Annotated in this window: 23 protein-coding genes and 1 other RNA gene; 17 read left to right on the top strand and 7 right to left on the bottom strand. The window is 55.0% G+C overall.

The genetic code is table 11. The features are described from left to right. The first annotated feature begins 197 nt into the window (after positions 1-197). Together AB1598_02685 and AB1598_02680 are read left to right on the top strand one after the other, a co-directional pair. Positions 198-617, top strand: a complete 420-nt coding sequence (locus tag AB1598_02685) for a hypothetical protein (protein ID MEW6143903.1) — start codon at positions 198-200, stop codon at positions 615-617. 223 nt (positions 618-840) lie between these two features. Then, on the top strand, positions 841-2,037 hold the full coding sequence (locus AB1598_02680) for a sigma-70 family RNA polymerase sigma factor (protein ID MEW6143902.1): 1,197 nt from the start codon (positions 841-843) through the stop codon (positions 2,035-2,037). Here the strand turns inward: AB1598_02680 and AB1598_02675 are convergent. Further along, the gene (locus AB1598_02675) at positions 2,034-2,375 is read right to left on the bottom strand and encodes a LysM peptidoglycan-binding domain-containing protein (protein MEW6143901.1); all 342 of its coding nucleotides are present in this window, start codon (positions 2,373-2,375) and stop codon (positions 2,034-2,036) included. The genes AB1598_02680 and AB1598_02675 overlap by 4 nt on opposite strands. A gap of 139 nt (positions 2,376-2,514) precedes the next feature. Between AB1598_02675 and dtd the strand changes: the two genes are divergently transcribed. From dtd to sulP, 5 genes are all read left to right on the top strand, one after another. Beyond that, positions 2,515-2,964: a D-aminoacyl-tRNA deacylase gene (gene dtd / locus AB1598_02670; protein MEW6143900.1), complete on the top strand. Its 450-nt coding sequence runs from the start codon at positions 2,515-2,517 to the stop codon at positions 2,962-2,964. 286 nt (positions 2,965-3,250) lie between these two features. Then, positions 3,251-3,700: an SsrA-binding protein SmpB gene (gene smpB, locus AB1598_02665; GenBank protein MEW6143899.1), complete on the top strand. Its 450-nt coding sequence runs from the start codon at positions 3,251-3,253 to the stop codon at positions 3,698-3,700. Between the two features lie 135 nt (positions 3,701-3,835). After that, positions 3,836-4,189: a transfer-messenger RNA gene (gene ssrA / locus AB1598_02660) on the top strand. 183 nt (positions 4,190-4,372) lie between these two features. Further along, complete coding sequence (locus tag AB1598_02655; GenBank protein MEW6143898.1) at positions 4,373-4,690, top strand: DUF5615 family PIN-like protein; 318 nt, start codon at positions 4,373-4,375, stop codon at positions 4,688-4,690. A 257-nt stretch (positions 4,691-4,947) separates the two neighbouring features. Next, on the top strand, positions 4,948-6,681 hold the full coding sequence (gene sulP / locus AB1598_02650) for a sulfate permease (GenBank protein MEW6143897.1): 1,734 nt from the start codon (positions 4,948-4,950) through the stop codon (positions 6,679-6,681). 68 nt (positions 6,682-6,749) lie between these two features. Here the strand turns inward: sulP and AB1598_02645 are convergent, their stop codons facing one another. From AB1598_02645 to AB1598_02635, 3 genes are all read right to left on the bottom strand, one after another. Further along, positions 6,750-7,160 (bottom strand): hypothetical protein, encoded by a 411-nt coding sequence (locus AB1598_02645; protein ID MEW6143896.1) that lies wholly within the window; start codon positions 7,158-7,160, stop codon positions 6,750-6,752. A 248-nt stretch (positions 7,161-7,408) separates the two neighbouring features. Then, positions 7,409-7,906, bottom strand: coding sequence for an SRPBCC family protein (locus AB1598_02640; protein MEW6143895.1), 498 nt, complete (start codon positions 7,904-7,906; stop codon positions 7,409-7,411). Further along, entirely contained in the window at positions 7,906-8,241 is a 336-nt protein-coding gene (locus AB1598_02635; protein ID MEW6143894.1) for a metalloregulator ArsR/SmtB family transcription factor, read from the bottom strand. Before AB1598_02635 ends, AB1598_02640 begins: the two co-directional genes overlap by 1 nt. A gap of 215 nt (positions 8,242-8,456) precedes the next feature. Here AB1598_02635 and rph point away from each other — a divergent pair, with 215 nt between their 5' ends. The 7 genes from rph (at position 8,457) to AB1598_02600 (ending at position 17,462) form a co-directional block, all read left to right on the top strand. Continuing rightward, positions 8,457-9,173 carry a ribonuclease PH gene (rph, locus tag AB1598_02630; protein MEW6143893.1) on the top strand — a complete coding sequence of 239 codons (717 nt, stop codon included), beginning with the start codon at positions 8,457-8,459 and terminating at the stop codon, positions 9,171-9,173. 9 nt (positions 9,174-9,182) lie between these two features. Further along, on the top strand, positions 9,183-9,770 hold the full coding sequence (locus tag AB1598_02625) for an XTP/dITP diphosphatase (protein MEW6143892.1): 588 nt from the start codon (positions 9,183-9,185) through the stop codon (positions 9,768-9,770). Between the two features lie 160 nt (positions 9,771-9,930). Then, positions 9,931-11,544, top strand: a complete 1,614-nt coding sequence (locus AB1598_02620; protein MEW6143891.1) for a CTP synthase — start codon at positions 9,931-9,933, stop codon at positions 11,542-11,544. 51 nt (positions 11,545-11,595) lie between these two features. After that, a complete protein-coding gene (locus AB1598_02615) occupies positions 11,596-13,137 on the top strand; it encodes a glycosyltransferase family 39 protein (protein MEW6143890.1) in 1,542 nt (513 codons plus the stop codon). Positions 13,138-13,302: 165 nt separating this feature from the next. Then, on the top strand, positions 13,303-14,937 hold the full coding sequence (locus AB1598_02610; protein ID MEW6143889.1) for a glycosyltransferase family 39 protein: 1,635 nt from the start codon (positions 13,303-13,305) through the stop codon (positions 14,935-14,937). Between the two features lie 12 nt (positions 14,938-14,949). Next, positions 14,950-15,348: a DUF5329 family protein gene (locus tag AB1598_02605; GenBank protein MEW6143888.1), complete on the top strand. Its 399-nt coding sequence runs from the start codon at positions 14,950-14,952 to the stop codon at positions 15,346-15,348. Between the two features lie 104 nt (positions 15,349-15,452). Further along, positions 15,453-17,462, top strand: a complete 2,010-nt coding sequence (locus AB1598_02600) for an RNB domain-containing ribonuclease (protein ID MEW6143887.1) — start codon at positions 15,453-15,455, stop codon at positions 17,460-17,462. A 37-nt stretch (positions 17,463-17,499) separates the two neighbouring features. Here AB1598_02600 and AB1598_02595 read toward each other — a convergent pair whose 3' ends face one another. Continuing rightward, positions 17,500-18,933: an FAD-dependent oxidoreductase gene (locus tag AB1598_02595; protein MEW6143886.1), complete on the bottom strand. Its 1,434-nt coding sequence runs from the start codon at positions 18,931-18,933 to the stop codon at positions 17,500-17,502. A gap of 310 nt (positions 18,934-19,243) precedes the next feature. On the opposite strand from AB1598_02595, the gene ptsP reads away from it, so the two are divergent. The 3 genes from ptsP to AB1598_02580 all read left to right on the top strand — a co-directional run bounded on the left by ptsP (position 19,244) and on the right by AB1598_02580 (position 24,055). Continuing rightward, positions 19,244-21,547 (top strand): phosphoenolpyruvate--protein phosphotransferase, encoded by a 2,304-nt coding sequence (gene ptsP / locus AB1598_02590; protein ID MEW6143885.1) that lies wholly within the window; start codon positions 19,244-19,246, stop codon positions 21,545-21,547. A gap of 62 nt (positions 21,548-21,609) precedes the next feature. After that, on the top strand, positions 21,610-22,515 hold the full coding sequence (locus AB1598_02585) for a site-2 protease family protein (GenBank protein MEW6143884.1): 906 nt from the start codon (positions 21,610-21,612) through the stop codon (positions 22,513-22,515). 229 nt (positions 22,516-22,744) lie between these two features. Next, on the top strand, positions 22,745-24,055 hold the full coding sequence (locus AB1598_02580) for a citrate synthase (GenBank protein ID MEW6143883.1): 1,311 nt from the start codon (positions 22,745-22,747) through the stop codon (positions 24,053-24,055). A gap of 196 nt (positions 24,056-24,251) precedes the next feature. Here the strand turns inward: AB1598_02580 and AB1598_02575 are convergent, their stop codons facing one another. Both AB1598_02575 and AB1598_02570 read right to left on the bottom strand, forming a co-directional pair. Continuing rightward, positions 24,252-24,581, bottom strand: a complete 330-nt coding sequence (locus tag AB1598_02575; GenBank protein MEW6143882.1) for a hypothetical protein — start codon at positions 24,579-24,581, stop codon at positions 24,252-24,254. 318 nt (positions 24,582-24,899) lie between these two features. Continuing rightward, a complete protein-coding gene (locus AB1598_02570) occupies positions 24,900-25,652 on the bottom strand; it encodes a hypothetical protein (GenBank protein MEW6143881.1) in 753 nt (250 codons plus the stop codon). Positions 25,653-25,722: the final 70 nt, after the last annotated feature.

Here is a 25,722-nt window from a genome sequence, read left to right as displayed (position 1 = left end):
TTGAACCCTTATAAACCCCGCCCACGCAGGCGCAAAAATATAAGCTCATGCATAATAATATTTTCTGACAATTTTATATAGCCTGTGTTTACAGGTAGTTATAATTTTATGAATCTTCGCATATGCGTACATTTTCCCTTGACAATTGAATTCCCAGTCTTTATATTAGTTATAGATCAGAACAGGAGGTCATTAAGATGGCAACCGCTAAACATGCTTACGACGTTAAGGATTTCACCGAGCCTGTAAAGGAGCTGTCGAAGCTCGTTAAGGAAACATACCTTAATACGCTCGATTTCTCCCTTTCCGTAGCCGAGGAGAACAAGAAGGTGCTGAACAAGCAGCTCGACTACGTGATCGAGGCTGAAAAGGAATATTTCAGCACCATGAAGGAATTCTACGGGACGCTCCCGAAACAGGACTACCCGTTCACAAAGATCGATACCAGTGCTTTTGAGGACGGCATCGAAAAGGTGTTTGAGTTTCAGAAAAACTTGGTAGACTCTTTTAAGGGTATTTCGGGCAACGTGGCTGCGGAGAGCCACGATTTCGCGAAGAAGAACGTGATCAAGGCTTTTACCATGTTCGACGAAGCGCTCGATACCATTAAGGTCTGATCGGGTTATAAGATTAAGAAAATTTGAGGGGAGGGCCAATTATCCCGGTCCTCCCGAAAAAACCAAAATAAACCGCTTTATATATTGTTCGACTACAGCCGTTAGATCGAATAAGCCCCGGTTATGCCGGGTGCCCTCATACCTGCTGCGGGTATTGAAGGAGCGTATAGTTTTGACTCTATAAAGGAATCCCGTGCGTCTCAGGGATAGGTTAAAGGGGAATATGAAAAAGCAGAAAGACCTCGAAAAGCTGACTCCGAGGCTCGCTGAAATCGAATCCGGCGCGCCTGACGAAAATTATACATTATATGCATACGGCGGGGACGATGGTTTCGCCGAGGAAGGCGCGGAATTCGACCCCGAATTCACCACGCTGGAAGGGGCCGGCGGCCGGAAGAAGAACCGGAAATCTAAACTGGAAGAGCACCTCAGGCTCCTCCACGTATACTTCAAGGACCTCGAATACGAGACGTCTCTCCTTTCACCCCAGGAAGAGCTCAGGATAGCGGCCAATATCAAGAAATGCGAGAACAAGGCCGAGGCAATAAGGGCGGTACTCTCCGAGATCTCGAAAGACACTTCAAAGAAAAAAAGCTCCATAAAAAAATACCCGGCTTCGACCGGCAAGGACCTCATCAACTATATGGAGAGGATGAACACCTTATCCAATGCGTACGTGAGGAGGTCGTCCGAGCTCAAGAACAGGTTCATCAAGTCGAACCTGAAGCTCGTCATCAGCATAGCGAAGAACTACATGGGCAGGGGGCTCCCGCTTGCAGACCTCATACAGGAAGGGAACCTCGGACTCATGAGAGCGGTCGAGAAATTCGACTACACGCTAGGATACAAGTTCTCGACATACGCTTCGTGGTGGATACAGCAGGCGGTATTCAGGGCGCCCTTCGAGAAGACGAAGACGATAAGGATACCGGTCTATCTCTACGAATGGGCCGGCAAGGTAAGGGCGGTCACGACAATGCTCTCGAGGGAGCTCGGCCGGGAGCCCACGTGCGAGGAGATAGCGAAGGAGCTCGAGATATCGCCAGCGGTAGTGAAGAGGATAATACAGACAGCTTCAGACGTCATGAACAACGTGCAGTCGCTCGACACCCCCATATCGAACGAGGACCAGAGGACTCACATCGAATTCGTCGAGGACGAGAAGATTCCGCCTCCCGACTCCGCCATACTCAAGCGCACCGTCCAGAACAGGATAGAGGACATACTGTCCATGCTCACGCCGAAGGAGCAGGAGATAATCAGGATGCGCTTCGGCATAGGGATCGAGACCACCTACACGCTAAACGAAATAGGGGACATATTCGGTGTAACTCGCGAGAGGATAAGGCAGATAGAAAAATCCGCCCTCGACAAGATTTCGTCATCCTACATCGGGGAATACCTGAGGGACCTGATTTAAGGCACTGTGCCGCTGAGTAAGTAAGGACGCCATTTCTCGACGTAGGCGTCGAGGTCGAACGGCGGCGTCCAGTCCTCTTCCACGTAGACGTAAAGCTCCTGACCGGGATAAATCTTGTTCGGGTTCGAAATTGTTCCCAAGTTCGCCTGGTATATCCGAGGCCACTGCCTGCAGTCGAGGAAATAGTATCCGGCCAGCAGGTGAAGCTCCTCCCCGCTCTTTACCGTGTGGATAACGAGCTTCTTCGGCGGCTCCGGAGGGAATTCGATTGAATTCGCCAGCGGAATCGCAAGACCCAGAACGATCATCAATACCGGAATTACATTAAATATACGCATCGTAACCCACCCCTTTATTGAACCCTATCTATACCAAGTATAATACATATTCCTTATATTTTAATCATTTTCCTAGCTGGTATTATTTTCGGGAAGTTAAGACAACACTGTGAATTTCCGCGGATTCGGGAATTGCATTATGCGAGCCATAGTTCAGCGTGTAAAAGAGGCGAGGGTGGAGGTCGAAGGCGAAACCGTGGGCCGGATAGGAGAGGGTGTGCTCGTGCTCCTGGGCGCGGGGAAGGACGATACTGAGGAGGACGCCGAGTACCTTGCCGAGAAAATCCTCGGGCTCCGGATATTCGAGGACTCGGAAGGAAAGATGAACCTTTCCGTGACGGACACAGGCGGCTCCGTGCTGGTCGTATCCCAATTCACACTATACGGCGATTGCCGGAAGGGAAGACGGCCTTCTTTCGACAAGGCCGCCGCTCCCGAGGTTGCGGAGAGGCTCTACGAGCTGTTCGTCGATAAGCTGAGGGAGCGCGGGGCGAAGGTGGAAACCGGCAGGTTCCGCGCGATGATGGAAGTGCATCTCGTCAATTGGGGACCTGTGACGCTGATGCTCGACAGCAAGAGGGAGTTTTGATTCTTTGTCCGACATACTGAACTTGTTTCAGGATCTCGTTTTTGCTGTCTCCCTTCGCCTTTATAATTATGTCATTTCGAATGCATGAGAAATCTATTGTTTTCTTTTTAATAACAGATTTCTCGGCTTCGCCTCGAAATGACAGAATTGGGAAGTCCTCCCTATCCCTCCTTTTTCTAAGGAACGAAAGTCGGTCTGTTCACCCCCATCCTTCACCTTCCCCCCTCAAGGGGGAAGGAATTAACGATAAAGTTGATTTCCCCGGGTCAGGGATTATATTACAAAAATGGAAAAGGTGGTCTGTACCCATCCCAGGGCGAAAAGGGATTACGACATAGAGGAGAACTACGAGGCCGGTATCGAGCTCAGGGGCTCCGAGGTGAAGTCGCTCCGCGAGAACCAGGCGAGCATAAAGGAGAGCTTCGCCATGATAAGGGACGAGGAGGTATTCCTCGTAAACAGCTACATAGCCCCTTATGAAAAGGCGAGCGCATTCAACCACGACCCGAGGCGCGAGAGGAAGCTGCTGCTTAACAAGCGCGAGATACAGAGGCTCATGGGCAAGACCATGATAAGGGGATACACCCTCATTCCACTCAAGATATACTTCAAGAGGGGGAAGGCGAAGGTCGATCTCGCTCTCGGCAAGGGCAAGAAGGTCCACGACAGGAGGGAGGACATAAAGCGGAGAGAGGCCGACAGGGAGATGGAGAAGGCTATGAAGAAGTGCTACTGATCCTGTATAAATCCCCCAAAGTAAGGTAAACTTAAAATGTCGCGACCGGGATCCGGTTTGACAATACTGAAATAATAAATGTTTATATAATAGGCAGTTACACAGCATTCCTAAAGTATTTTGTTCTTTGACAATGGGGGCGACATGGCTTCGACGGGGAATGGGATAGCCTGTGCTGCATGCCGAGCTTCCGACTAACTCGTAAAACTGGCGGAGCACACACAAGTGCCAACAATGACTTTGCACTCGCTGCCTAACTGAGCGGCGACGTCTCCTTAAACCCCGCCCGCGGGTTTGAACGAGGCGACACAATGCGGGCTGGTCCGCAGGCGACGCCCTGGACGCCTGGGGACGAGAAAACATTCGGAGCTGGCGGTGAAAACCCTGTCTATCGGTAAATTCACTGCGAGAACTAATGATAGACTAAGCATGTAGAGGCCTCGCGAGTCTCTTTCTCGGACCCGGGTTCGATTCCCGGCGCCTCCACCACCCTTCGCTCTAAATATAAAAGCATGTAGCGGGTCTCGCTGCAAACCCTGCTCCCGGAACTTCTCAGGGCCGACCTGGAGCCGGAAGATATTCACGAGGCTCTTCAATATGCCGCTGAAGTTGTACGCGAACGTGAGCTTCCGTTCGCCAATATATCTTGAAATTCCTGATTGATAACGCTTTATCACACTTGCCGTCCATGTCCGCGATTACCAGCTGCACCGGTCAGATGATGGAGGGGTATTTGACAGGGCGTTCCGCGAAGACCGGATTCTCGTCTCCGCGGATACCGATTTCGGGACACTGCCGGCATTGAGGGAGAGCAGGAAGCCATCAATAATTATATTTCGCCGGGGTACCGAACGACGGCCGGAAAAACAGCTCGCGCTTTTGCTCACCAAACCGGACAGCATTCGGGATTACCTGGAACATGGCTGTGTCATTATCTTCGATGAAGAGCGCATACGTGTTCGGCACCTGCCTATGGGGAGTTTCTCATAAGATTCCTCCCTGTGTATACGCACCGTTCACTTGACAAGGGGTGATTTCACTGAACAATTATCCGCAATCCGCGGATCGGCCATGACCCCCGCATCATAGACGCAAGGTCCGCAGGCATCAAAAAAACCTATATGTCTCAAACTGAAATATTAACCGTGACGCCGCTCCTTACGGGATAACTCCGTCCGGAAATCGTCGTCTGATACTCGTTTTCAGGACACTCTCACCCGGTCTCGCCGGAAAGGACACCTACTTCAATGTTATTGCCCAAGCTCTTCACAACACTGCGCGGTTACAGCAAATCGACTTTCACGCACGACCTCTTCGCAGGCGTCACGGTGGGCATAGTCGCCCTCCCTCTGGCAATGGCTTTCGCCATAGCAAGCGGCGTGACGCCCGAGAGGGGCCTCTTCACGGCCATAGTCGCCGGGTTCCTCATATCCCTCCTCGGCGGGAGCAGGGTGCAGATAGGGGGACCCACGGGCGCTTTCGTCGTCATAGTGGCAGGCATAGTCGCCGAGTTCGGATACGACGGCCTCGTCTACTGCACGATTCTCGCGGGGGGGTTCCTCATCGCGCTGGGTCTATTCCGCATGGGGGGACTCATAAAATTCATCCCGTTCCCGGTCACGACCGGGTTCACCTCCGGCATAGCCGTCGTCATATTCTCGACCCAGATAAAGGACCTCCTCGGCCTCAGAATGGACCACGTCCCGGCCGAGTTCATCCCGAAATGGATCGAATACGTCCGTCACCTCGACGTGCTAAACCCCGAGGCTGCGGCAATCGGCATCGGGACGATCATGGTTATAGTAGTCACGCGCATGTTCGTGCCGAGGCTCCCCGCGATGCTCATCGGCATGACCGCGGCCACAGTGGCGGCTACGTCCCTCGGGCTCGACGTGGAGACGATAGGGAGCCGCTTCGGCGACCTCCCGAGGACGCTACCCGTGCCGAGCTTCCCGTCTTTCGATATAGAGAAGGTAAAAGCCTTAATATCGCCCGCCTTCACCGTAGGCATGCTCGCGGCCATCGAGTCGCTCCTTTCCGCCACAGTCGCTGACGGTATGATAGGCGGCCGCCACCGCTCGAATATGGAGCTCGTCGCACAGGGCGTCGCCAACATAGGCTCGGCGGTCTTCGGCGGTATTCCCGCTACCGGAGCCATCGCAAGGACGGTGACGAACATAAAGAGCGGCGCCAAAACGCCCGTAGCGGGAATCATACACGCAATATCCCTCGCTATAATGCTCCTGTTCCTCGCCCCGCTCGCGAAGCTCATCCCCTTAGCCGCGCTCGCCGGCATACTCGTCGTCGTAAGCTGGAACATGAGCGAGATAGGCCATTTCATAGGGCTCCTCAAGGCACCCAAGAGCGACGTGATGGTGCTCCTGACCACGTTCGCCCTCACTATATTCGTCGACCTGACCGTAGCCGTGGAAGTAGGCATAGTCATGGCTGCGCTCCTCTTTATAAGGCGGATGTCGGAAGTAACGAACGTCGGCATGATAACGCGCGAGCTCCAGGGGAACGGGGACGACGAGAGCGACCCGAACGCCATAAGCAAGCGGGACGTGCCGCCAGGCGTCGAGGTATTCGAGATACAGGGCCCGTTCTTCTTCGGCGCCGCGGACAGGTTCAAGGAGGCTATCGACCTCATCGAAAAGCCCGTGCCGGTCGTGATACTCCGTATCAGGCACGTGCCTGCGATAGATGCGACGGGCCTTCACATGATAAGGGAATTCCTGCACGAGCTGAGGAAAGATTCGACTACCCTCATACTCTCGGGAGTCCACGCCCAGCCTCTATTCGCGATGGAGCGCTCGGGACTCTGGGACGAGGTAGGGGAGGAGAACATATTCGGGAACATAGACGACGCGCTCAACCGCGCGAGGGAGATACTCGGCCTCCCGAAAGTGCCCCGTCCCGTGCCGTTCGTCCCTGTAGTAGCGCGCGAGGCGGATAAGGACAAAGAAGGAAACAGCGTTTAACGGTCTACGACACTGACCCGAGGGCCTGATTGTTACCGAATTCACGGTCTGAAATGCGCATTAGCGAGCTATTTTTTTATAGCGCCCTTATAGGTATAAATGATCGGTTCCTGACCTTCCTTCGTCCAGAACATCGTACCGGTAATTTCGTCTCCCGTAACAGCGCCTTCCCACTCCGTCTTTCCTTCTTTACCGCTCGTGAGTGCGGATTTGAATAAAATCACGCCGTCTTTTGACTTCGATTCATACTTAGCCGGAGTAAAGCCGTACTGTTCGCACTCGGTGGAGAAGAAGGTCCCGTCCTTAAATATCAGCTCGTCCTTGGCCGTCTCATTTTGACCCGTCTCGATCAGCTCGACCGAAAAAGTCCTGCCGTCGAGCGCTTCGCCCGCTGACGCGGTATTCAGGCTCGCGCCGATAAATGAAACGCATACTGAAAAAATAAAAAGATATACCGATGAAATCAGAATATATCTCATATTCCCCCCTGTTAGCTGAAACTGCACCTGCAAATAACTCTACTGGAGCACGTAAAGCGATGTCAATACCGCTGAAAGTCTGGACATGTCATCAAAACAGCCGGCTTTGCATCGCGCGACCCGGCTTGACTCGACGTTTAGTGGACGGTACAGGGGACCAATCTCATAACTTGCCTGATTTCGTATTTACTCCTTCGTAAATATTCAGCAGAAGGCCGCCTGCGCTCAACATCAGCAGCCTGAGTCACCTATAACGTCTTCACGAAGGCGACCAGCTGGTCGAGCGCGGCGCCCCATCCGTCATGGAATCCCCTCTCCTCGTGCCTCTTGCGGCTTTCTTCGTCGGGGTGGAGCGCGATGACCGTATATTTCGTCCCGCTCCCGCGGGGCTCGAGCATGATGATGGCCGTGAAGAAGCTGTCGATACAGTCGTTAGGGGTCGTGGACGGGCGATAACCCTTCTCGAGCGCGTCCGTCCAGACGAGCTTCTCGTTCTCGACGACTTCGAGGTAACAGCCGTTATTCGGGTGGTCGGTCCCCTCGGGCGAGCGCATGACCGTGTAAAAGATGCCTCCCGGACGGAGGTCTATCTCGCATTCGACCGTCTGCCAGGGGGCGGGGGTAAACCACTTCATGAGATACTCGGGCGTCGTCCAGGCTTTCCAGACGAGCTCTCTCGGCACGTCGACGATACGCTCCAATACCAGATCGAGCTTGGGGTTATGATTATATTTCTCATTTGCCATTATTCTTTCTCCTTTAATGTTTCGAGGTAATTGTCCAGTTGATCGAGGCGGTGCTCCCATAGCACGCGCCGCTTCTCTATCCAGCGTTCCGCCTCTTTAAGAGGCTCCGGCATCAGCCGGTAGGTGCGTACCCGGCCTTTTTTCTGCGAGCGTACGAGCCCGCACTCTTCGAGCACGCCCAGGTGCTGCGTGAAAGAGGGCAGCGACATGCTGAACGGCCGCGCAAGCTCGCTCACGGGAGCAGGGCCCTCGCTCAGCCGTGCCAATACGGCGCGCCGGGTCGGGTCGGACAAGGCATGAAAAACGCGGTCGAGCTCCGCATGAATGTTAGGCATATACCTAACTATACCGGGCATGAATACTTATGTCAATGCCTAAGTATTATTTGACAAACCTGCGGCCGTTATCGTTACCAACCCGGGGGCAGGTCAAGATGGAGGTGTCATTCCGACGGCTAATGTGTTCGAAATGATAACTTTTCTCTCCTAACCAGACTCAATTCCCCCGATATGTTATCATTTCCGACTAACTAACGGTGAGGTCAACGAACATGCGCCCTGACGGAAGAGAGTGGGACGAGCTCCGTCCCGTAAAGATGACGAGAGGGATAATGAAGTACGCCGAGGGCTCAGCCCTGATAGAAACGGGGGAGACGAAGGTCCTCTGCACGGCGACCGTCGAGGACAGGGTCCCGCCGTTCCTCAAGGACACGGGCAGGGGCTGGGTCACGGCCGAGTACTCCATGCTCCCTCGCTCGACGAAGGAGAGGATAACGAGGGACAGCGTGAGGGGGAGGATAGGCGGGAGGTCCCACGAGATTCAGAGGATAATAGGCAGGGCGCTGAGATCGGTGATAGACCTCGACAAGCTCGGCGAGAGGTCTATAACGATTGACTGCGACGTGCTCCAGGCGGATGGCGGGACGAGGACGGCTTCGATCACAGGGGCGTTCGTCGCGCTATCGGACGCGGCGCTCAGCCTAATAAGGGCGGGCATGATAGAGGAGAACCCCATCGTCGATTTCATCGCCGCCGTAAGCGTGGGCATTATAGGCGGCAAGTCCGCGCTCGACCTCAGCTACGAGGAGGACTCGAAGGCGGAGGTCGACATGAATGTGGCCATGACCGGCTCCGGGCTCTTCGTCGAGGTGCAGGGGACAGCCGAAGGGAAGCCGTTCTCGAAAAGAAACCTGAACGCCCTCGTCAAGCTTGCCGAAAAGGGCATATCCGAGCTCATAGCGAAGCAAAAGGAAATCCTCGCCGAATGATCTTCCGAAATGATAAACGAAATAGTCCTGGCCACGTCCAATAAAGGGAAGATAAGGGAGTTTGCGGGGCTCCTCGAAGGCGTCTTCGGGAGAATAATATCCTTGAACGATCTCGAATCCCCGCCCGATGTAGCGGAAGACGGCATGACGTTCAGTGAGAACGCAATAAAAAAAGCCCGCGCGATCGCCGCTTATTCAGGCTTACCCGCGCTCGCCGACGATTCGGGACTCGCGGTGGACGCACTCGGCGGAAGGCCGGGAGTTTATTCCGCAAGGTACGCAGGGGAAGGGGCTACGGACAGGGACAACATCAGAAAACTGCTCACCGAGCTCCGGGGCGCAGAAGACAGGAAGGCGAGGTTCGTCTGCGTCCTCGCCCTGGTCACGCCTGACGGGAAAGAGACCGTCGCCGAGGGCAGCTGCGAGGGGATCATTATCGACGAGCCAAGGGGGAAGGGCGGGTTCGGATACGACCCCGTGTTCTTTTTGCCGGAGTACGGAAAAACGATGGCGGAGATATCGCCCGAATTGAAAAATAAAATAAGCCACAGGGCCCGCGCCTCGGAAGCCCTGATCAAGCTGTTAAAAGAAGGATGAGCTCCCGGCAGGCGGATGAAGGCCGATTATTCCGGCCCGCCGCACGCAGGAAAAATTTTACAACCCCCGGTCTTGCAAGATTAATCGGTATTGAATATATTAGTAAAGACCAAGACGGTCCCGCCATAAAATCATTATCGCTCTCTGAGGTCATTATCAGTTGAAGACAAAATTCATATTCGTGACAGGTGGTGTTATGTCGTCCCTCGGGAAAGGACTCGCCGCCGCGTCGATAGGTGCGCTCCTCGAATCGAGAGGGCTCCAGGTCTCTCTCCAGAAGCTCGACCCCTATATCAACGTCGACCCCGGGACTATGAACCCCTTCCAGCACGGGGAGGTCTACGTGACCGACGACGGGGCCGAGACCGACCTCGACCTCGGACACTATCAGCGATTCACGAACTGCAACCTTTCCAAGAAAAATAACTTCACGACCGGCAAGGTCTACTACTCCGTAATAACCAAGGAGAGGGAAGGGAAATACCTGGGCAAGACCGTGCAGGTGATCCCCCATATAACGGACGAGATAAAATCCCGCATTCTGGACGTAGCGGGGGACAACGACGTCGTGATCGTCGAGGTCGGCGGCACTGTTGGGGACATCGAGAGCCTCCCGTTCCTCGAAGCCGTGAGGCAGCTCCGGACCGACCTCGGGAGGGAGAACACTCTCTTCATACACTTGACGTACGTGCCGTATCTCGCTGCCGCGGGCGAGCTCAAGTCGAAGCCCACGCAGCACAGCGTGAAAGACCTCCTCCAGATAGGTATACAGCCCGACATACTGCTGTGCAGGACGGACAGGTTCCTCCCGCGGGACATAAAGGAAAAGATCGCCCTCTTCTGCAATATAAAGATAGAGGCCGTGATAACGGCCAAGGATGTGGGCTCGATATACGAAGTGCCTCTCATATTCCACCAGGAAAAGCTCGACCAGATCATAGTCGATTACCTGAAGATGTGGACACGGAAGCCCGACATATCCGAGTGGGAGGACATAGCGTACAGGTTCGCGAACCCGAAGCACGAGGTCAGGATCGGCGTCGTCGGGAAATACATAAGCCTCAAGGACTCGTACAAGAGCTTGCACGAAGCCCTCTCGCACGGGGGCATGGCCAACGACTCCCACGTGGAGATAAAGTACGTCGATTCCGAGGACATCGAGTCAGAAGGGGTCGATTCGCTGCTCCGCGACGTGCACGGCGTGCTCGTGCCGGGCGGCTTCGGCAAACGGGGCTTCGAGGGGAAGATACAGGCCGTGAAATACGCGAGGGAGAGGAAGGTCCCCTTCTTCGGCATCTGCCTCGGCATGCAGATGGCCGTCGTCGAGTTCGCGAGGAACGTGTGCGGCATCGAAAAGGCCAACTCGCGCGAGTGCGGGGATGACGTGGCCGACCCCGTCATAGACCTCATGGAAGAGCAAAGGGGCGTGAGCGACCTCGGCGGCACCATGAGGCTTGGCGCTTACCCCTGCATGCTCAGGAAAGACACACTCGCCTTCGCCGCGTACAAATCCCAGGAAATATCCGAGAGGCACAGGCACAGGTACGAAGTCAACAACCTGTACCGAAATAGATTGAACGAAAACGGTCTCGTGCTGAGCGGTCTCTCCCCCGACGGGAACCTAGTCGAGATGATAGAGCTCGGTAGCCACCCCTGGTTCGTCGGCTGCCAGTTCCACCCGGAGTTCAAATCCACCCCCCGGAAACCCCACCCATTATTCAGGGACTTCATAAAGGTAGCGATGGAGTACAAGTCCTCTCTCTCGGCCGGATAGTATATATTTACTATTAATCCGACTGCTAATACAGAAGGAAGGTCCGGCTCAATGTCTCATGACCGAATCGGAGCGAAGTCGTTTTTTCCGGATAAGGGTGTATACCTCTATGTCCTCCTCATGGTCATGTTTTCAGGTGCTTTAGCGGTCAGGCTTTACAACGTCGAATCTCCTCCGCTCGATTTCCACGAAGTGCGCCAGTACCATTCGTTCCTGATAGCCAGGTCGTTCTACTACTCGTCACAGGACTCGGCGCCCGAGGCGGAGAAAAAAACAGCGCTGGCTGCGAGGCCCCCTCTACTCGAGCCGTTCATAATCGAATACGCGGCCTCCGTTCTTTACCGTATATTCGGTGGAGAGTCCATGGTAATCCCGCGGCTGATGAGCATTATATTCTGGCTCGCTTCCGCCGTGTTCCTGTACCTGCTCGCGAGGGACCTCATATCGCCTGACGCGGCGGTAATCGCCTTATCCTTCTTCCTCTTCCTGCCGTACGGAGTGTGGGCCAGCAGGAGCTTTCAGCCTGACCCTCTTATGGTCATGTTTTTGCTGGCCGCTTTGTATTCGGTCTTTAAATATTATCGGCAGCCGTCGCCCAAGAACCTCGGCGCAGCATCCGTACTCAGCGCGATCGCCGCTTTCGTAAAACCCGTGAGTCTTTTCCCGTTATTCGGAGCGTTCATCGCAAGCAGGATTTCGACGGGGGACTTACGGAAGATCGTTTCAGGCAGGGATATGGTTATCTTTGCGGCCGTAAGCGTCACGCCGATTATCCTGTATTCTGTATACGCATATTTCTTTGCAGGCTTCCTCAAGGATCAAGTGGAGGGGAGATTCGTGCCGGGGTTGTATATGCAGAATTCCTACTGGCTCGGCTGGCTCCGCCTGGTCTCGATCATAATAGGGAAATGGCCTTTAATACTCTCTCTGGCGGGTATATTACTCGTACGGTCAGGCGCGGAGAGAGCATTCCTCCTGGGATTGTGGATAGGCTACGTCGTATTCGGTCTGGTTTTCACTATGCATATATCCACGCACGATTATTACCATCTTATGCTAATCCCGATCGTTGCGCTCTCACTGGGCGGAGCGGCGGCTGTGCTCCTGGAACGACTCGCACCGTGTCAAGGTATCTTGCGCCTGGGGGCCTGGATATTATTTACATCTGCGATAATCCTTTCTCTCCGTACATCGGCGCCGCTCTTGAACGATTCGGGGTTCGAGGCGCGGATCGAGCTGGACAAGGAAATCGGCGAGCTTGTAAGCCACAGCGACAATACGATAATTCTCGATGGATATTACGGCAACAGGCTCAAGTATCACGGAAAGCTAGCAGGTAAAAATTGGCCTACGCGTAATGATTTCGAAAGCTGGAGGATGAGGGGAAAGCCTCACGATAGGGGCAAAGAGCTGTTGGCGCAGTTAATAACGGAAAGGTCCCCCGAGTATTTTATAATCAGCGACCTCAGCCAGCTCGAAGGGCAGGATGAGCTGAAGGAAGCGCTCGACACCGGGTACGCCGTGGTCGCCGAAACCCAGGACTATATAATCTACGACCTGAAGAGTAAATCCTCCTCTCCGGGCGCGGAGTAGCCCGGTCCGCCCGCATACGCCTTCGGAGTATTACCGACTAATGGCGTTAAGTCCCGCCCTCCCATTTGCGCGTATAATTGTTTACTGTTAATATCACGTGATATTTTTTGATACCCGGCAAAGTTACTACCGCCGGCCGGGCATCAGGAAGCAGCTGAGGATACCATGAATCGGCAGGAAGAAACCGGAGCATCGTTCTTTCCGGAGCGCGGGATCTACAGGTGGCTCCTGTTGATTGCTATTTTCGCCGCGGCTTTGGGCGTGCGCCTGTATAACGCAGGCGCCCCGCCGCTCGACTTTTACCCGGTACGCCAGTACAGGGCCGCCATGCTCGCGAGGGCCTTCTACTACGAGTCGTCGCCTCAGTCTGTAAGCGAGAAGGTCAGAAAGGAAGCGCTCGCGGCGAAGCCGAAGCCTCTCGAGCCCCCGATAACGGAAACAACGGCGTCCCTGATTTACCGCGCGGTCGGCGGCGAGCACCTTATAATCCCCCGCCTCATGTCGATCATGTTCTGGATGATAGCCGCTCTCCTCCTCTACCGCCTCGCATCCGAAATGATTTCCCCCGACGCGGGGATAGTTTCCACAGCGTTCTTCCTGTTTTTGCCTCTGGGCGTGGTCGGGAGCAGGAGCTTTCAGCCCGACCCGCTGATGATCATGTTTTTCATGGCGACCGTCTACTCGATATTCAGGTATTACAGGTCGCCCTCGGGTTATGGTCTCGCAGCCGCGTGTCTCTTCTCGGCGCTCGCGATATTGGTCAAGCCGACCTGCATTTTTCCTATACTGAGCGTCTTCATCGCCATGAGGATACCTTCAAAAAATATCCGGAACATTCTCTTCGGGCGCGACCTCGTTATATTCCTGGCGGCGAGCCTGCTGCCGTCTTTCATATATTACGGCTACGGTATATTCATCGCGGGCTATCTGAAAAGCCAGGCCGATTCCAGCTTCGTCCCCGCTCTCCTAACGAAGACGTTTTATTGGAAGGGATGGTATTATATGGTGTCGGGCGCGATCGGACGGTATTCTGTTTTTATCGCACTTCTCGGTCTCCTGCTTGTGCGTTCGGGAAATACGAGGCATTTCCTTCTGGGCCTCTGGGCGGGATACGTCCTATTCTGTCTGGCTTTCCCCTATCATATTCAAAACCACCTTTACTACCACCTGATACTGATCCCGATCGTGGCCCTGTCCATCGGGATCGTAGCGTCATACTTATTAGGGGCAATGTCATCGAACAGAGGCTTATGGCGGCTCGGCGTCTGGCTGCTTTTCATAGTCGCGGTCTCGTTGTGCATAAAGAACTCGGTCGGCCTGCTCAGCGATTCGGGTTTCGAAGCCCAGGTGAGATCCTACAAAGAAATAGGGGAAAAAGTAGGCCACAGCACGAAAACGGTCCTGTTCGACTACCATGACGGCGACAGGGTTATGTACTACGGAAGAATTTACGGTGTTCTCTGGCCAACCGTACATCAAATCGGGGATCCCACCGTAAGATTGAAACAATCCGACATGAAAGTGCTCCTGGATGAAATCATATCAGAATACTCGCCCGAATATTTCATCGTCACCAACGTCCCGCTGTTCGAAGGTCAGGAAGATTTGAAGAAGACGCTCGACAGCGAATATCCCGTCCTTGCGGAGTCGATAACTCCCGGAAGAGAGCACGCACCGCTCGACTGTGAAGACGTAAGGTATGTTATACCGAGGGTCCCGGGCGGGGAGAGCCCCGATTACATCATATACGACCTCAGGGAGCCTAAAAAGAATACCGACGCGCCGCGAGAACCGGAGTGAGCTTTTCCGAGGATGCATCAGATGTTATGCGGTATAAAAGCGAAGACACCGAATCAGCTGCTGTTATTGATGTTCAGTCTATTCATAACGCTCCCGAATACTGCGGGCGCGGACGTACCGGCGTCAGAGAAGCCCGAAGTCGAATACCTTCTAAATCTGGTGAAGACCTCCCCCTGCGGCTTCGAAAGGAACGGCAAGATGTATGACGGCGGGCAGGCTTACGGGCATATCAAGAAGAAATACGAGCACTTCCGGGAAGATATAACGTCGACCGAAGGGTTCATCGAATACGCGGCCACGAAGAGCTTGATCAGCGGCAAATACTACTTCATCGTATGCCCGGGCAGGGAACCCGAGAGGACCGGCGACTGGCTCCTCAGGGAGCTCGGGAAATACAGGGAAAGCCGCTGAAATTTCCTACCTACCGGCGCCCTTAATCCGTAAAACCGGCTGCCGTTACTGAATTTTCCCCAAATTTTTGTAAAACCCGCACGCTCAATTAGAATACTACCTCCATGACCCGGCCAACATTCCCGTCGCAATGCGAAGTCGTGCTGTTCAGGAAACGGAAGGAGCCCTCGCTCGGCATATTCGTCCGGGCGCTCGGGGACGAGTACACGCTTTTCTCGGAAGAGGGGAGGGAGGTGGACATACACCCCGACAAGATCGCATTCGCAAGCGGCCTCAGGATCGAAGGCGAATTTACAGCCTCGGAAAAGAAACACAAACTGAGGGACCTGAGAAGAGACCTCGACGAAAAGAAACCGGGCATAGACCTCGTGACGATATGGGAGTGCTATGAAGGCGGAGAAGAAGAGGTGACCTTCGACGAGCTCGCGGCGCTCTATTTCGGGGAAAAAGGGGCCTCGGTAGAGGAAAGGCTCGCACTCTTCTGGGCCGTCGACAAGGACGATATATATTTCAGGAGGGGAGAGGGAGGCTACTCGCCGAGGACGCGGGAAGAAGCCGGGGAGATAATCAGAAAGAAGGAGACCGAAGAGAAAAAGAAAGAGGAGCGGGAAAAGGCCCTTTACTGGGCGAAGGGCGTGCTTATGGGGAGCGCCCAGGCGAAAGGCGCGCTCGGCGAGGTTTCGGAGTACGCGGAGCTCCTACGCGGGTACGTGACTTATCTGGATAAATTCGGCCGGTCTCCTGAAGCCAAATCGTTCCTTTCGGAGATCGGCATAAAGGACCCCGAAGGCGCTCTCGAGTTCCTCATCAAGGCGGGGGCGTGGCAGGAGGACGAAGATCCGATATTAAAAAGGTTCTCGATCAGGGACGATTTCCCGGAAGGGGTCGAGATAGAGAGCGACAGGATAATAAGCGAGAGCCTCCCCGGAGAAGGCTTCGAGGACCTCACCGGACTCGATATATTCTCGATCGACGACGAGAACACGGAAGACATAGACGACGCCCTTTCGGTAAGGGAAACGCCTGAAGGCATCGAGGTCGGCATACACATATCGAACGTCGCCGCGCTCGTACCCAAATGGAGCGAGGCCGACGAAGAGGCCGGGAGGCGGGGGGAGACTATATACCTGCCTGAAAAACGCATACACATGTTCCCGCTCAGGCTCGTCAGCGAAAGGCTGAGTCTTATTGAGAAGACCGAGCGCCTGTCCCTCTCTCTCCTCGTGACGTTCGACGAAGAGAGCAACATAAAAAGCCAGAGGTTCACGAACTCGGTAATACGCGTGAGGAAGAACATGAGCTACACGGAGGGAAGCGGGTTCTTCCTGAACGACCCGCTCGGCGTGAGGATGAGAGAGACGGCGCTCGAGTTGAGAAGGAGAAGGCTCGCGGCGGGAGCCCTCATAGTCCAACTACCGCAGCTCAAGATCAGGATAAACGGCGAGGGGCGGATCAAGATCGAAAAGAACCTGATGAACTCCATAGCCCACGTCGTCGTCGCCGAGATGATGATACTGATGAACAGGATGGCTGGGAGGTTCCTGAGGGATAACAGGATACCCGGCATATACCGCTCGCAGCCGGAGCCCGTGCCCGACGACGTGAGGGCGCTCGACGAATCGGACCCCCTCTACCCCGTGCGCGTCGTGAGGTTCCTGAGGGCCCCGAGGGTCGGGCTCAGCCCCGAGCCCCACATGTCTCTCGGCATAGACGTATATACGCAGGTTACTTCTCCCATAAGGAGATATCCTGACATCATAATGCAGAGACAGATAGTGTCGGAGCTCCTCTACGGGGAGACGGCTTATTCGGAGGAGGAGATCGAAAACATCTATCCCCGCATCGAGGTCGGGATACGGGACAAGAAGACCATAGAGAGGCAGAGGGAGAGGTACTGGCTTTACAAACACCTGAGGACCCTCGAAGGGAAGGAGATCGAGGGCATCGTAAGCTCCGTCACGGACACTAGAGCGAGCGCATACCTGCCCGATTATCTCCTCGAAACCCCGGTGGCTCTCGGCTCGGATAAAGTCCCTGCGGAGGGTGAAAGAGTGAAGCTCCGGATCAGGAAAGTCGACCCACTCAGAAAAATATTGTCTTTAACTACAGCTTGATAGAATATATATATAATGCTTTACATTATCTCGGGTATTAAGTGCTATCCGTGCCTTTCCGTGCCTTTTTCCCTGATTTCAACGCCTCGAGCATCTCTTCCACGCTCGTGAACTTCACCCTGGGCTTCCCGTGAGCCTTCCCCCTCTCGACCTCGATGCTGTCTATCCTGAGCCAGTCCTCGTAGGTCACGTAATCGGGCTGCCTGCGTGCGACAAGCTCGAGGACGCTTCCCGCATCCGGGGCTCCGGGCTCGTTCACGGCGCTCTTCACGACGTCCTCCATGATGCACTCGACAGTCTCCCCCGCGTCCTGCTTGTTGGTGCCTATGACGCCCGTAGGCCCTCTCTTTATCCAGCCCACGGCGTAGAGGCCGGTTACGTGCCCTCCCGTAGCCGGGTCGGTCACGCGTCCTTTCACGTTCTCAATCACCCCCCATTTCTCGTGGAAAGGGACGCCCGGAAGCGGCACGCCCTGGTAACCGATAGACCTGAATACGAGACCCGTCTCGAGCTCCTCGTACTCCCCCGTGGGGCGGGATCGCACGCTTCCGTCCTCCGCCCTGTAGAGCTCGTTTTTGGCGAGCTTCAATGCGCGTACGCGGCCCTCGGCATCCCCTATGATCTCGACCGGGGAGACGAGGAACCTGATATGGAGCCTTTTATCCTTCGTGTGGTGCCTCGGGTCTGAGTACGACCTCAGTATCTCTATCTTGTTGATCGCCGTCTGGTCCTTATTCGTTTCTATCGCCTCGACCGTAAATTCGTCGTGCTCGACTTCGTGCGGGAGCGTCACCGGGTGAGCGCCCGCGAGCTTCCCGAGCTCTCTCACCTCGGGGTTCGTGAACGCGGCCTGGAGAGGGCCCCTCCGGCCGAGGAGATACACGTCCCGTATGCGGCTCTTGCCGAGGGCTTCAAGCGCGTAGTCGGCGATGTCGGTTTCCTTGAGCTCCTCGACCGTGCGGCAGAGTATCCTCGCTACGTCGATAGCGACGTTCCCCACGCCTATGATCGCGGCCGTCTCCCGGGAGAGGTCGAACGTAAGGCGCCTGTAATCGGGGTGTCCGTTGTACCATGCGACGAACTCCGTCGCCGTATGGTTCCCCTTCAGGTCTTCGCCGGGTATCCCGAGCTTCCTGTCCGTCTGCGCCCCCGTGGCGAATACGACCACGTGGTAATGCTCCTTCAAGTCCTCGAGCGTTACGTGTTTTCCGAATTCGACGAGCCCGAAGAACCTGAACCTCGGGTCGGACGCAATCTTGTCGTACACCTTTGTGACGGACTTTATTTTCTGGTGATCGGGAGCCACCCCCGATCTCACTAGGCCGTGGGGCGTAGGCAGCCTGTCGAACATGTCCACCTCGAACCCGGCGCCCTTCTGCTTGAGAAGGTGCTCTGCAGTATAGAACCCCGCGGGTCCCGACCCGATTATCGCCGCCCTAATTACCCTCTTTTTATCTATGCTGCTCTCCATGATCAGCTTCCCTTCGTCCCGATATATGTATTCGAGCTCCCGCCGCAGCCCGGCCTCTTATTGACCCGCTCGTTATAGGAATTATATTTTTACTCGGGAATTATGCATCCGGGTTTTTAACGAGTATTATAATTCAGGCGATAAATATACCAAAAAATCCCGCCAGGTGTATTTATTCCGAAAAATCGGGCGTCGGAAGGAGATCTGCTAGCGTCGGACGCCGCCTGTATTGATAATATTACGGAATGGACTCTGCGCCGCGGAGCGTAATGTCTCCAGCGCATGCGGAAATCCGGGCCGGGAATAATTCATGCTTACCAAGAAAACAGTAGACAGAGCGGACTTCCACCTGAAGATAGTCCAGGAGATCAGCGACCTCGTCAATAAATCGACGGGCCTCAACACCATTCTGAAAAAAGTGGTGAACAAGATAGCGGGCTCGCTCCGCTTCGACGTGGTCTCGGTATACCTTTGGGACAGGGAAAAGAACGTGCTCAGGCTCCGCTCGACGAAGGGGCTCCACGTGGACCCCTTGAGGCACCCTATCACGCTGAGCCCCGATGAAGGTCTTACGGGGCTCGTGTTCGAGTCCTCCCGGCCGATCACCGTGATGCCTGCTTCCGAGCACCCCAGGTACAGGTATTTCCCGGAGATAGGGGAGGAGGAATACGAGAGCTACATAGGCGTCCCCATAATCCTCCAGAACAAGTGCATCGGCGTACTGGTCGGCCAGACAAAGGACAAGAGGCTCATCAACCCGGCCGAGGAGACGCTGTTTCAGATAATCGCCTCCAGGCTTGCGGGGCTGCTCGAGGTAGCCGACAGGCTCGAGCGCCTGAAAACGCCTTCGATAGTCAAGCACGAGACGAGGACGTACCAGGGGAAGGGGGTCTCGACCGGCGTTGCGATAGGAAACGTCTTCATATTCAGGGGGCTCTATCAGCAGATAAGCGCCGACAAGCTCACGCCGTCAAGCCCCAAGATCGAGAAAGAGAGGCTCAAGAAGGCGCTCAAGGAGGTAGAGGAAGACCTCCGCGACCTCATAAAGACGCTCGATAAGGAGGCGCTCCTCTCCAAGGCCGAGATAGACATATTCAGGGCACACCTCATGATACTCCAGGGCTCTACGCTCAGGGCCACAATATTGCAGAAGCTCAAGGAAAAGAACATCCCAGCCGAGCTTGCGGTGATAGAGGGCATAGAATCGATCGCGCAGCAGTTCGAGGAGCTGAGCGATAAATACCTCCGGGAGAAGGCCCAGGACTTCCGGGACATCGGCGAGAGGGTGCTCCAGGATCTAGTCAAGCTAAAGAAGGGGCGGAGCGTCGCGGCCGAGCCCCGCGAAGGCTCGGTTCTCGCCGCATACGACATAGGGCCTTCCTTCATCTCGATGCTGTTCAAGAACAAGGTGTCGGCGGTCGTGATAGAGAGGGGCGGCGAGACCTCGCACGCGGTCATAATAGCGAAGTCGCTCGGCATCCCGGCGGTAGTCGGCATAGACAACATATGCACACTGCTTAAATCGGGCGAGAAGGTGATAGTCGACGGCAAGACCGGATTTATATTCTCGAACCCGGACGAAAGCCTCATCGCCGAGTACCAGAACACCTACAGCAAGCTAATGAAGGTGAGGGAGGTAATAGAAGAAGCGGGCAAGGAGAACACCGACCATAACGGCCTGGGCGTCAGGATAACGGCCAATATCGGCTTCCCGATAGACGTGCAGCTCGCCAAGCACTACGGCATAAAAGACGTGGGCCTGTTCCGCACGGAGTTCGCGTTCAGCCAGTACGCCAAGTGGCCAGGGATAAAGGAGCAGGTAAGGATATACAACGACATCGCCAAGGAATTCGAGGGATACGTCACCGTCCGCACGCTCGACATAGGTGCCGACAAGCTCCTTCCCTATTTCGAGTTCCCTAAGGAGGACAACCCGCTGCTCGGGCTCCGCGCCATAAGGTTCTCGATGGAGTACCTCGACCTCTTCAAGAACCAGATACGGGCGATACTTCTTACGCTCAAGAAGGGGTACCGTTTCAGGATACTCCTCCCGATGATAACGAACCTCTGGGAGGTGGAGACGGCGAGGGAGATCATAGAGCAGGTGGCCGCGGAGGCGGGGCTGTCCACGAACGACATACCGCCCCTGGGCATAATGCTCGAGGTGCCCGCGATTCTCTACCAGCTGGACGACTACAAGGACATGATCGATTTCATTTCCGTGGGCACGAACGACCTCATTCAGTACGTGCTCGCGGTCGACAGGAACTCTAACGTCGTAGGGCACCTGTACTCGGGCTTCCATCCCGCGGTGCTGCGCGTGCTCGACGATATATACTACAAGACCAGGCACTCGGGCATGGAGGTATCCGTCTGCGGCGAGCTCGCGGGCACTCCGTCAGGCGCATTAAGCCTCATAGCCCTCGGCTACAGGCAGCTGAGCGTCTCTCCATCGCACGTCCCCTATATCAGGTACCTGTGCAAGAAGCTCGACAAATACATGCTCGGAACGGTGAGGCGTGACATCCTGAACATACAGAAAAACTCGGATATAGAGAGATACCTGGTCGAAGCCCTCGAGACAGTGGACCCGGCGCTCATAGAGATCGAATAACGGGGATGACCGGACTCCAGCTTCCAATTTCCGATTACTGAGGTATTTTTTACACCCTGCAGATGAAAGTCGGAAAGATACATATTATCCTCTTTATCCTCACGGTCCTCACCACCTTCGCGACGGGCCTCTCGTTCGGGGGGACGGTGCTGAGCGCGCTCGCCTTCTCCGGGGCGCTCCTGTTCATACTCGGCTCTCACGAGATGGGGCATTACTTCTACGGAAAGAAATACGGTGTCGACATAACGCCCCCTTACTTCATCCCTGCGCCGCCCTTTATATCGCCGATTGGCACGTTCGGAGCGTTCATAAAGATAAAGTCCCCTATCTCGACGCGTAAAGCCCTGTTCGATATAGGGATTGCGGGCCCGCTTGCGGGGATCATAGCGAGCGTCCCGGTCCTGCTCATAGGGATCAGGCTCTCGACGATAGTGGACGTCCCGGAAGGGGAGGCGGGGCAGGGGCTCGTTCTCGGCTCGCCACTCATATTCACCTTCTTCTCGGGGATATTCTTCGGCAAGATACCCGAAGGGAAAGACCTCTTCCTCCATCCGGTGGCTTTCGCGGGATGGGTGGGGTTATTCGTTACGGCGCTCAACCTCATCCCCTCCGGACAGCTCGACGGGGGGCATATCGTGTATTCCCTTTTCTCGAAGAAGACGCACAAGACAGTGTCCGTCGTCATGATAGCGCTCCTTATAATTTTCGGCATAGGGACCGAGCCGCTGTTTCTCCTTTACCAGAGGTTCGCCGGGGCAGGCGTCGGCGATGTCCTCAGCCGTCTACCGGAATTCGAGGGCTGGCCCGGCTGGATACTGTGGGCCGTGCTGCTCACGCTCATCGGCACGAAGCACCCACCCACGATACACGACGAGGGGGAGCTCGACACCGGGAGGAAACTCCTCGGATTCATTGCTCTTTTGATCTTTATCGGGTGCATTACCCCGGTGCCCATAAAGCTAGCCTAGGGCCCGCCGCCGCGCGTCCGGACATAGCGTCGATACTCGTCCGTAAGGGCTCATTAACAGGGCAAAAATTCACCCTCCCGAAATTTTTTATAAATATTGATAATTTCGGGAGTTAGGGTAAGTTTAGTAGTCCGCAGGCACTCGTATTTAGGACAAATAATCCTTAACAATTGAACTGGCACTGAAACAACAATAAAAACCTTGCAGGAAACAAAACGTACAAGGAGGAATTGCCGTGGCGAAAGACACGTTATCCATCACAGACAACAGGACGGGTAAGAGTTACGAGATACCCATCGAGAACGACACTATAAGGGCAGCGGACCTCAAGCAGATAAAGGTCAAGGACGACGACTTCGGCATGATGAGCTATGACCCCGCTTTCGGGAACACGGCGGCATGCATAAGCAAGGTTACGTACATTGACGGCGACAACGGCATACTCGAGTACAGGGGCTACCCCATAGCCGAGCTCGCCGAGAAAAGCAACTTCCTCGAGGTGTCGTACCTGCTCCTCCACGGCGAGCTGCCGTCGAAATCGGAATACGAGCAGTGGGTATACGACATTATCCATCACACGATAGTGCACGAGAACATCAAGCGGTTCATGGACGGCTTCCGCTACGACGCTCACCCCATGGGCATGCTCCTCGGGACCGTAGGCGCGCTATCGACGTTCTACCCCGAGGCAAAGGACATATTCAACAAGGAGATACGCGACATCCAGGTGCACAGGCTCATAGCGAAGATGCCGACAATGGCGGCGTTCGCTTACCGCCATTCCATGGGGATGCCCTACGTATACCCGGACAACGACCTCTCCTACGCCGGCAACTTCCTCAACATGCTCTTCAAGATGACGGAGCTCAAGTACAAGCCGAACCCCGCTATCGAAAGGGCGATAGACATACTCTTCATACTGCACGCCGACCACGAGCAGAACTGCAGCGCGAGCGCGATGCGTAACGTCGGGAGCTCGCTGCCTGACCCCTATTCGGCGACCGCCGCGGCCATAGCCGCGCTCTACGGCCCGCTCCACGGCGGGGCCAACGAGGGCGTGCTCCAGATGCTCAAGGAGATAGGCTCGGTCAAGAACATCCCCGAATACATAAAGAAGGCGAAGTCGGGCGAGTTCAGGCTCATGGGGTTCGGACACCGCGTCTACAAGTCCTACGACCCGAGGGCCAAGATAATAAAGGAGATCGCATACGACGTCTTCGAGGTCACGGGAAAGAACCCGCTCCTCGACATAGCGCTCGAGCTCGAGAAGATAGCGCTCGAGGACGACTACTTCGTCAAGCGGAAACTCTATCCGAATGTGGACTTCTACTCGGGCCTCATCTACCAGAGCATGGGTATACCGATGGATATGTTCACCGTGCTCTTCGCGATCGGGCGTACGCCCGGATGGCTCGCCCAGTGGATTGAGCTCCTCGAAGACCCCGAGAGGAGGATCGCCCGTCCGAGGCAGGTTTACCTAGGCGAAAGGAACCGCAAGTACGTTCCGATGTCCGAAAGGGGCAAAAAGAAGAAGGCGTAATCAGTACACAACCGAATTTACAAAACGAATAACCGATTAACTCCATCCGTGACGAGATACCTTCCCCCTGACAGGGGGAAGGACAGGATGGGGGTTAAACGATATCGTTTGCAATGATTGAAGATCCCTGCCAAGTTAGCCGGCCACTTCTCGGGAGCACGCGAAAATCATAAAATCTCACACATGTGAGTGTGTGTCAGGTGCTCGAGAAGTGCTTTCCAATCAGGCTCGTGTGATAATAATTGATTAGATGCTCGAGGGAGGCGATATAAACGCGTATCGCTTCTTTTACAGCCTCGTCCCCGTCTTCAAGCCCGCCCGAAAGAGCGCCGTAGGCTTCGGTAAAGGATTCGACGAGGTCGCGGCTGTCCTGCCTGACGATAACCTCGATCAGCGCCTCGTCCTGGAGGTCGTATTTTCTCCCCTCGATCGCGCGCCTTAGCTCCTCCCTCGCGCGCTCAGTCCCGAGCGCGGGGAAGTCCGCCGCAGCAGTGTCGAAGACTCGAAGCAGTTCTTCTACGTACATCACTATCCTAATATAACTCAATATTAAATTGGGGCAATTGTTGGTCCAGTCGTCTTTGATTCCACTCTGAACAGGCTCAGTATGATCTGAATTATGCGTGGACTCCATAAAAAAATTTAGGGAATTCCGGCTGTTCACCCCCATCCTTCACCTTATTTTGGCTCAGGCAAGGACGAGCTGAATCAAGTTAATTTGCCGTCTTCGTTGAGAGAGTGACCGATTGCTCTTAACTATCGCAATCGTCCCCCAAGGTGGAAGGGATAAGGGGAATCGCGGCAAGATGCCGCTCCTACAGATTTACGTATTTACTACACAGTGCTACTCACTCTCTCTCCTTGCCGTCTCCCCGCGCATTTCTTTCTTGATCGCTCTCATCATCAGGTACGCGTACTTCCTGTTCTCGAACCAGTCGGGATAGAAGGAAGGGTTCCTGTCGTTTATTATGCCTCTCAGCACCTCAAGCGCCTCGTCGTACCTCTTCTGCTTCTTTAGGTTGAGCGCAAGATACAGTCCCGCCGACGAAACGTGCGGGTCGAGCGATATAGATCTCTTGAGATATACCTCCGATATGTGGAGGTCCCCGCCGAGCATGGACGGCAGATAGAGATAAAGCGCCCCGGTCATGGCGAGCCCGTTCACGTGGTTGGGGTCTATCTCGAGCACGGTCTCGAGCTCCCGCCTCACCTCGGGGAGCATGAAGAGTGAGTTGAAGAGACCTTTCGTATCGCCCAGGGACGCCAGGTTGGCGACGTAGAAGAAATGGGCGTCGGCGTTACCGGAATCGATCTCTATCGCCTTTTCCGCGGCGTCCTTCCCGTTCTCGAAGACGCGTATGAGCTCGTCCTTCGTCCGTGCCTTCACGTATCCGTAGGTGAGCCACACGCGAGAGAGGAAAACGAGCGCGGGGACGTTTGACGGGTCCCGCCTCAATATCTCCTCCGTGATTGAAACGGCCTCGTCTATGTTCCCCGTATCCTCGTGGTATGCGCCGAATACCTCCCACGCGTTCTCGAGAGCAGGCGCAGGGTCGTAACCGGCAGGCGTATTACGCGCGCTTACAGAAGCGCTCACGGAGTCCGCGCTCCACGCCCGGAACGTTTGGATGAGAGATAACAGAGATAGTATCGCGGCCAAAAAGTAC

The organism is Thermodesulfobacteriota bacterium, from assembly GCA_040754335.1.
In the GTDB taxonomy this organism is placed as follows: domain Bacteria; phylum Desulfobacterota_D; class UBA1144; order Nemesobacterales; family UBA2774; genus 2-12-FULL-53-21.
The sequence above is the reverse complement of the archived record's forward strand: the minus strand, read 5'-3'. Positions and strand labels throughout refer to the sequence as shown.

Excerpts from the sequence above, each read along its gene's own strand:
- ptsP (MEW6143885.1), top strand. The coding sequence starts at position 19,244 with ATGCTTACCAAGAAAACAGTAGACAGAGCGGACTTCCACCTGAAGATA.
- smpB (MEW6143899.1), top strand. The coding sequence starts at position 3,251 with ATGGAAAAGGTGGTCTGTACCCATCCCAGGGCGAAAAGGGATTACGAC.
- AB1598_02680 (MEW6143902.1), top strand. The coding sequence starts at position 841 with ATGAAAAAGCAGAAAGACCTCGAAAAGCTGACTCCGAGGCTCGCTGAA.
- AB1598_02585 (MEW6143884.1), top strand. The coding sequence starts at position 21,610 with ATGAAAGTCGGAAAGATACATATTATCCTCTTTATCCTCACGGTCCTC.
- AB1598_02615 (MEW6143890.1), top strand. The coding sequence starts at position 11,596 with ATGTCTCATGACCGAATCGGAGCGAAGTCGTTTTTTCCGGATAAGGGT.
- sulP (MEW6143897.1), top strand. The coding sequence starts at position 4,948 with ATGTTATTGCCCAAGCTCTTCACAACACTGCGCGGTTACAGCAAATCG.
- AB1598_02610 (MEW6143889.1), top strand. The coding sequence starts at position 13,303 with ATGAATCGGCAGGAAGAAACCGGAGCATCGTTCTTTCCGGAGCGCGGG.
- AB1598_02645 (MEW6143896.1), bottom strand. The coding sequence starts at position 7,160 with ATGAGATATATTCTGATTTCATCGGTATATCTTTTTATTTTTTCAGTA.
- AB1598_02675 (MEW6143901.1), bottom strand. The coding sequence starts at position 2,375 with ATGCGTATATTTAATGTAATTCCGGTATTGATGATCGTTCTGGGTCTT.
- AB1598_02640 (MEW6143895.1), bottom strand. The coding sequence starts at position 7,906 with ATGGCAAATGAGAAATATAATCATAACCCCAAGCTCGATCTGGTATTG.
- AB1598_02595 (MEW6143886.1), bottom strand. The coding sequence starts at position 18,933 with ATGGAGAGCAGCATAGATAAAAAGAGGGTAATTAGGGCGGCGATAATC.
- AB1598_02635 (MEW6143894.1), bottom strand. The coding sequence starts at position 8,241 with ATGCCTAACATTCATGCGGAGCTCGACCGCGTTTTTCATGCCTTGTCC.
- dtd (MEW6143900.1), top strand. The coding sequence starts at position 2,515 with ATGCGAGCCATAGTTCAGCGTGTAAAAGAGGCGAGGGTGGAGGTCGAA.
- AB1598_02600 (MEW6143887.1), top strand. The coding sequence starts at position 15,453 with ATGACCCGGCCAACATTCCCGTCGCAATGCGAAGTCGTGCTGTTCAGG.
- AB1598_02575 (MEW6143882.1), bottom strand. The coding sequence starts at position 24,581 with ATGTACGTAGAAGAACTGCTTCGAGTCTTCGACACTGCTGCGGCGGAC.
- AB1598_02625 (MEW6143892.1), top strand. The coding sequence starts at position 9,183 with ATGATAAACGAAATAGTCCTGGCCACGTCCAATAAAGGGAAGATAAGG.
- rph (MEW6143893.1), top strand. The coding sequence starts at position 8,457 with ATGCGCCCTGACGGAAGAGAGTGGGACGAGCTCCGTCCCGTAAAGATG.
- AB1598_02605 (MEW6143888.1), top strand. The coding sequence starts at position 14,950 with ATGCATCAGATGTTATGCGGTATAAAAGCGAAGACACCGAATCAGCTG.
- AB1598_02685 (MEW6143903.1), top strand. The coding sequence starts at position 198 with ATGGCAACCGCTAAACATGCTTACGACGTTAAGGATTTCACCGAGCCT.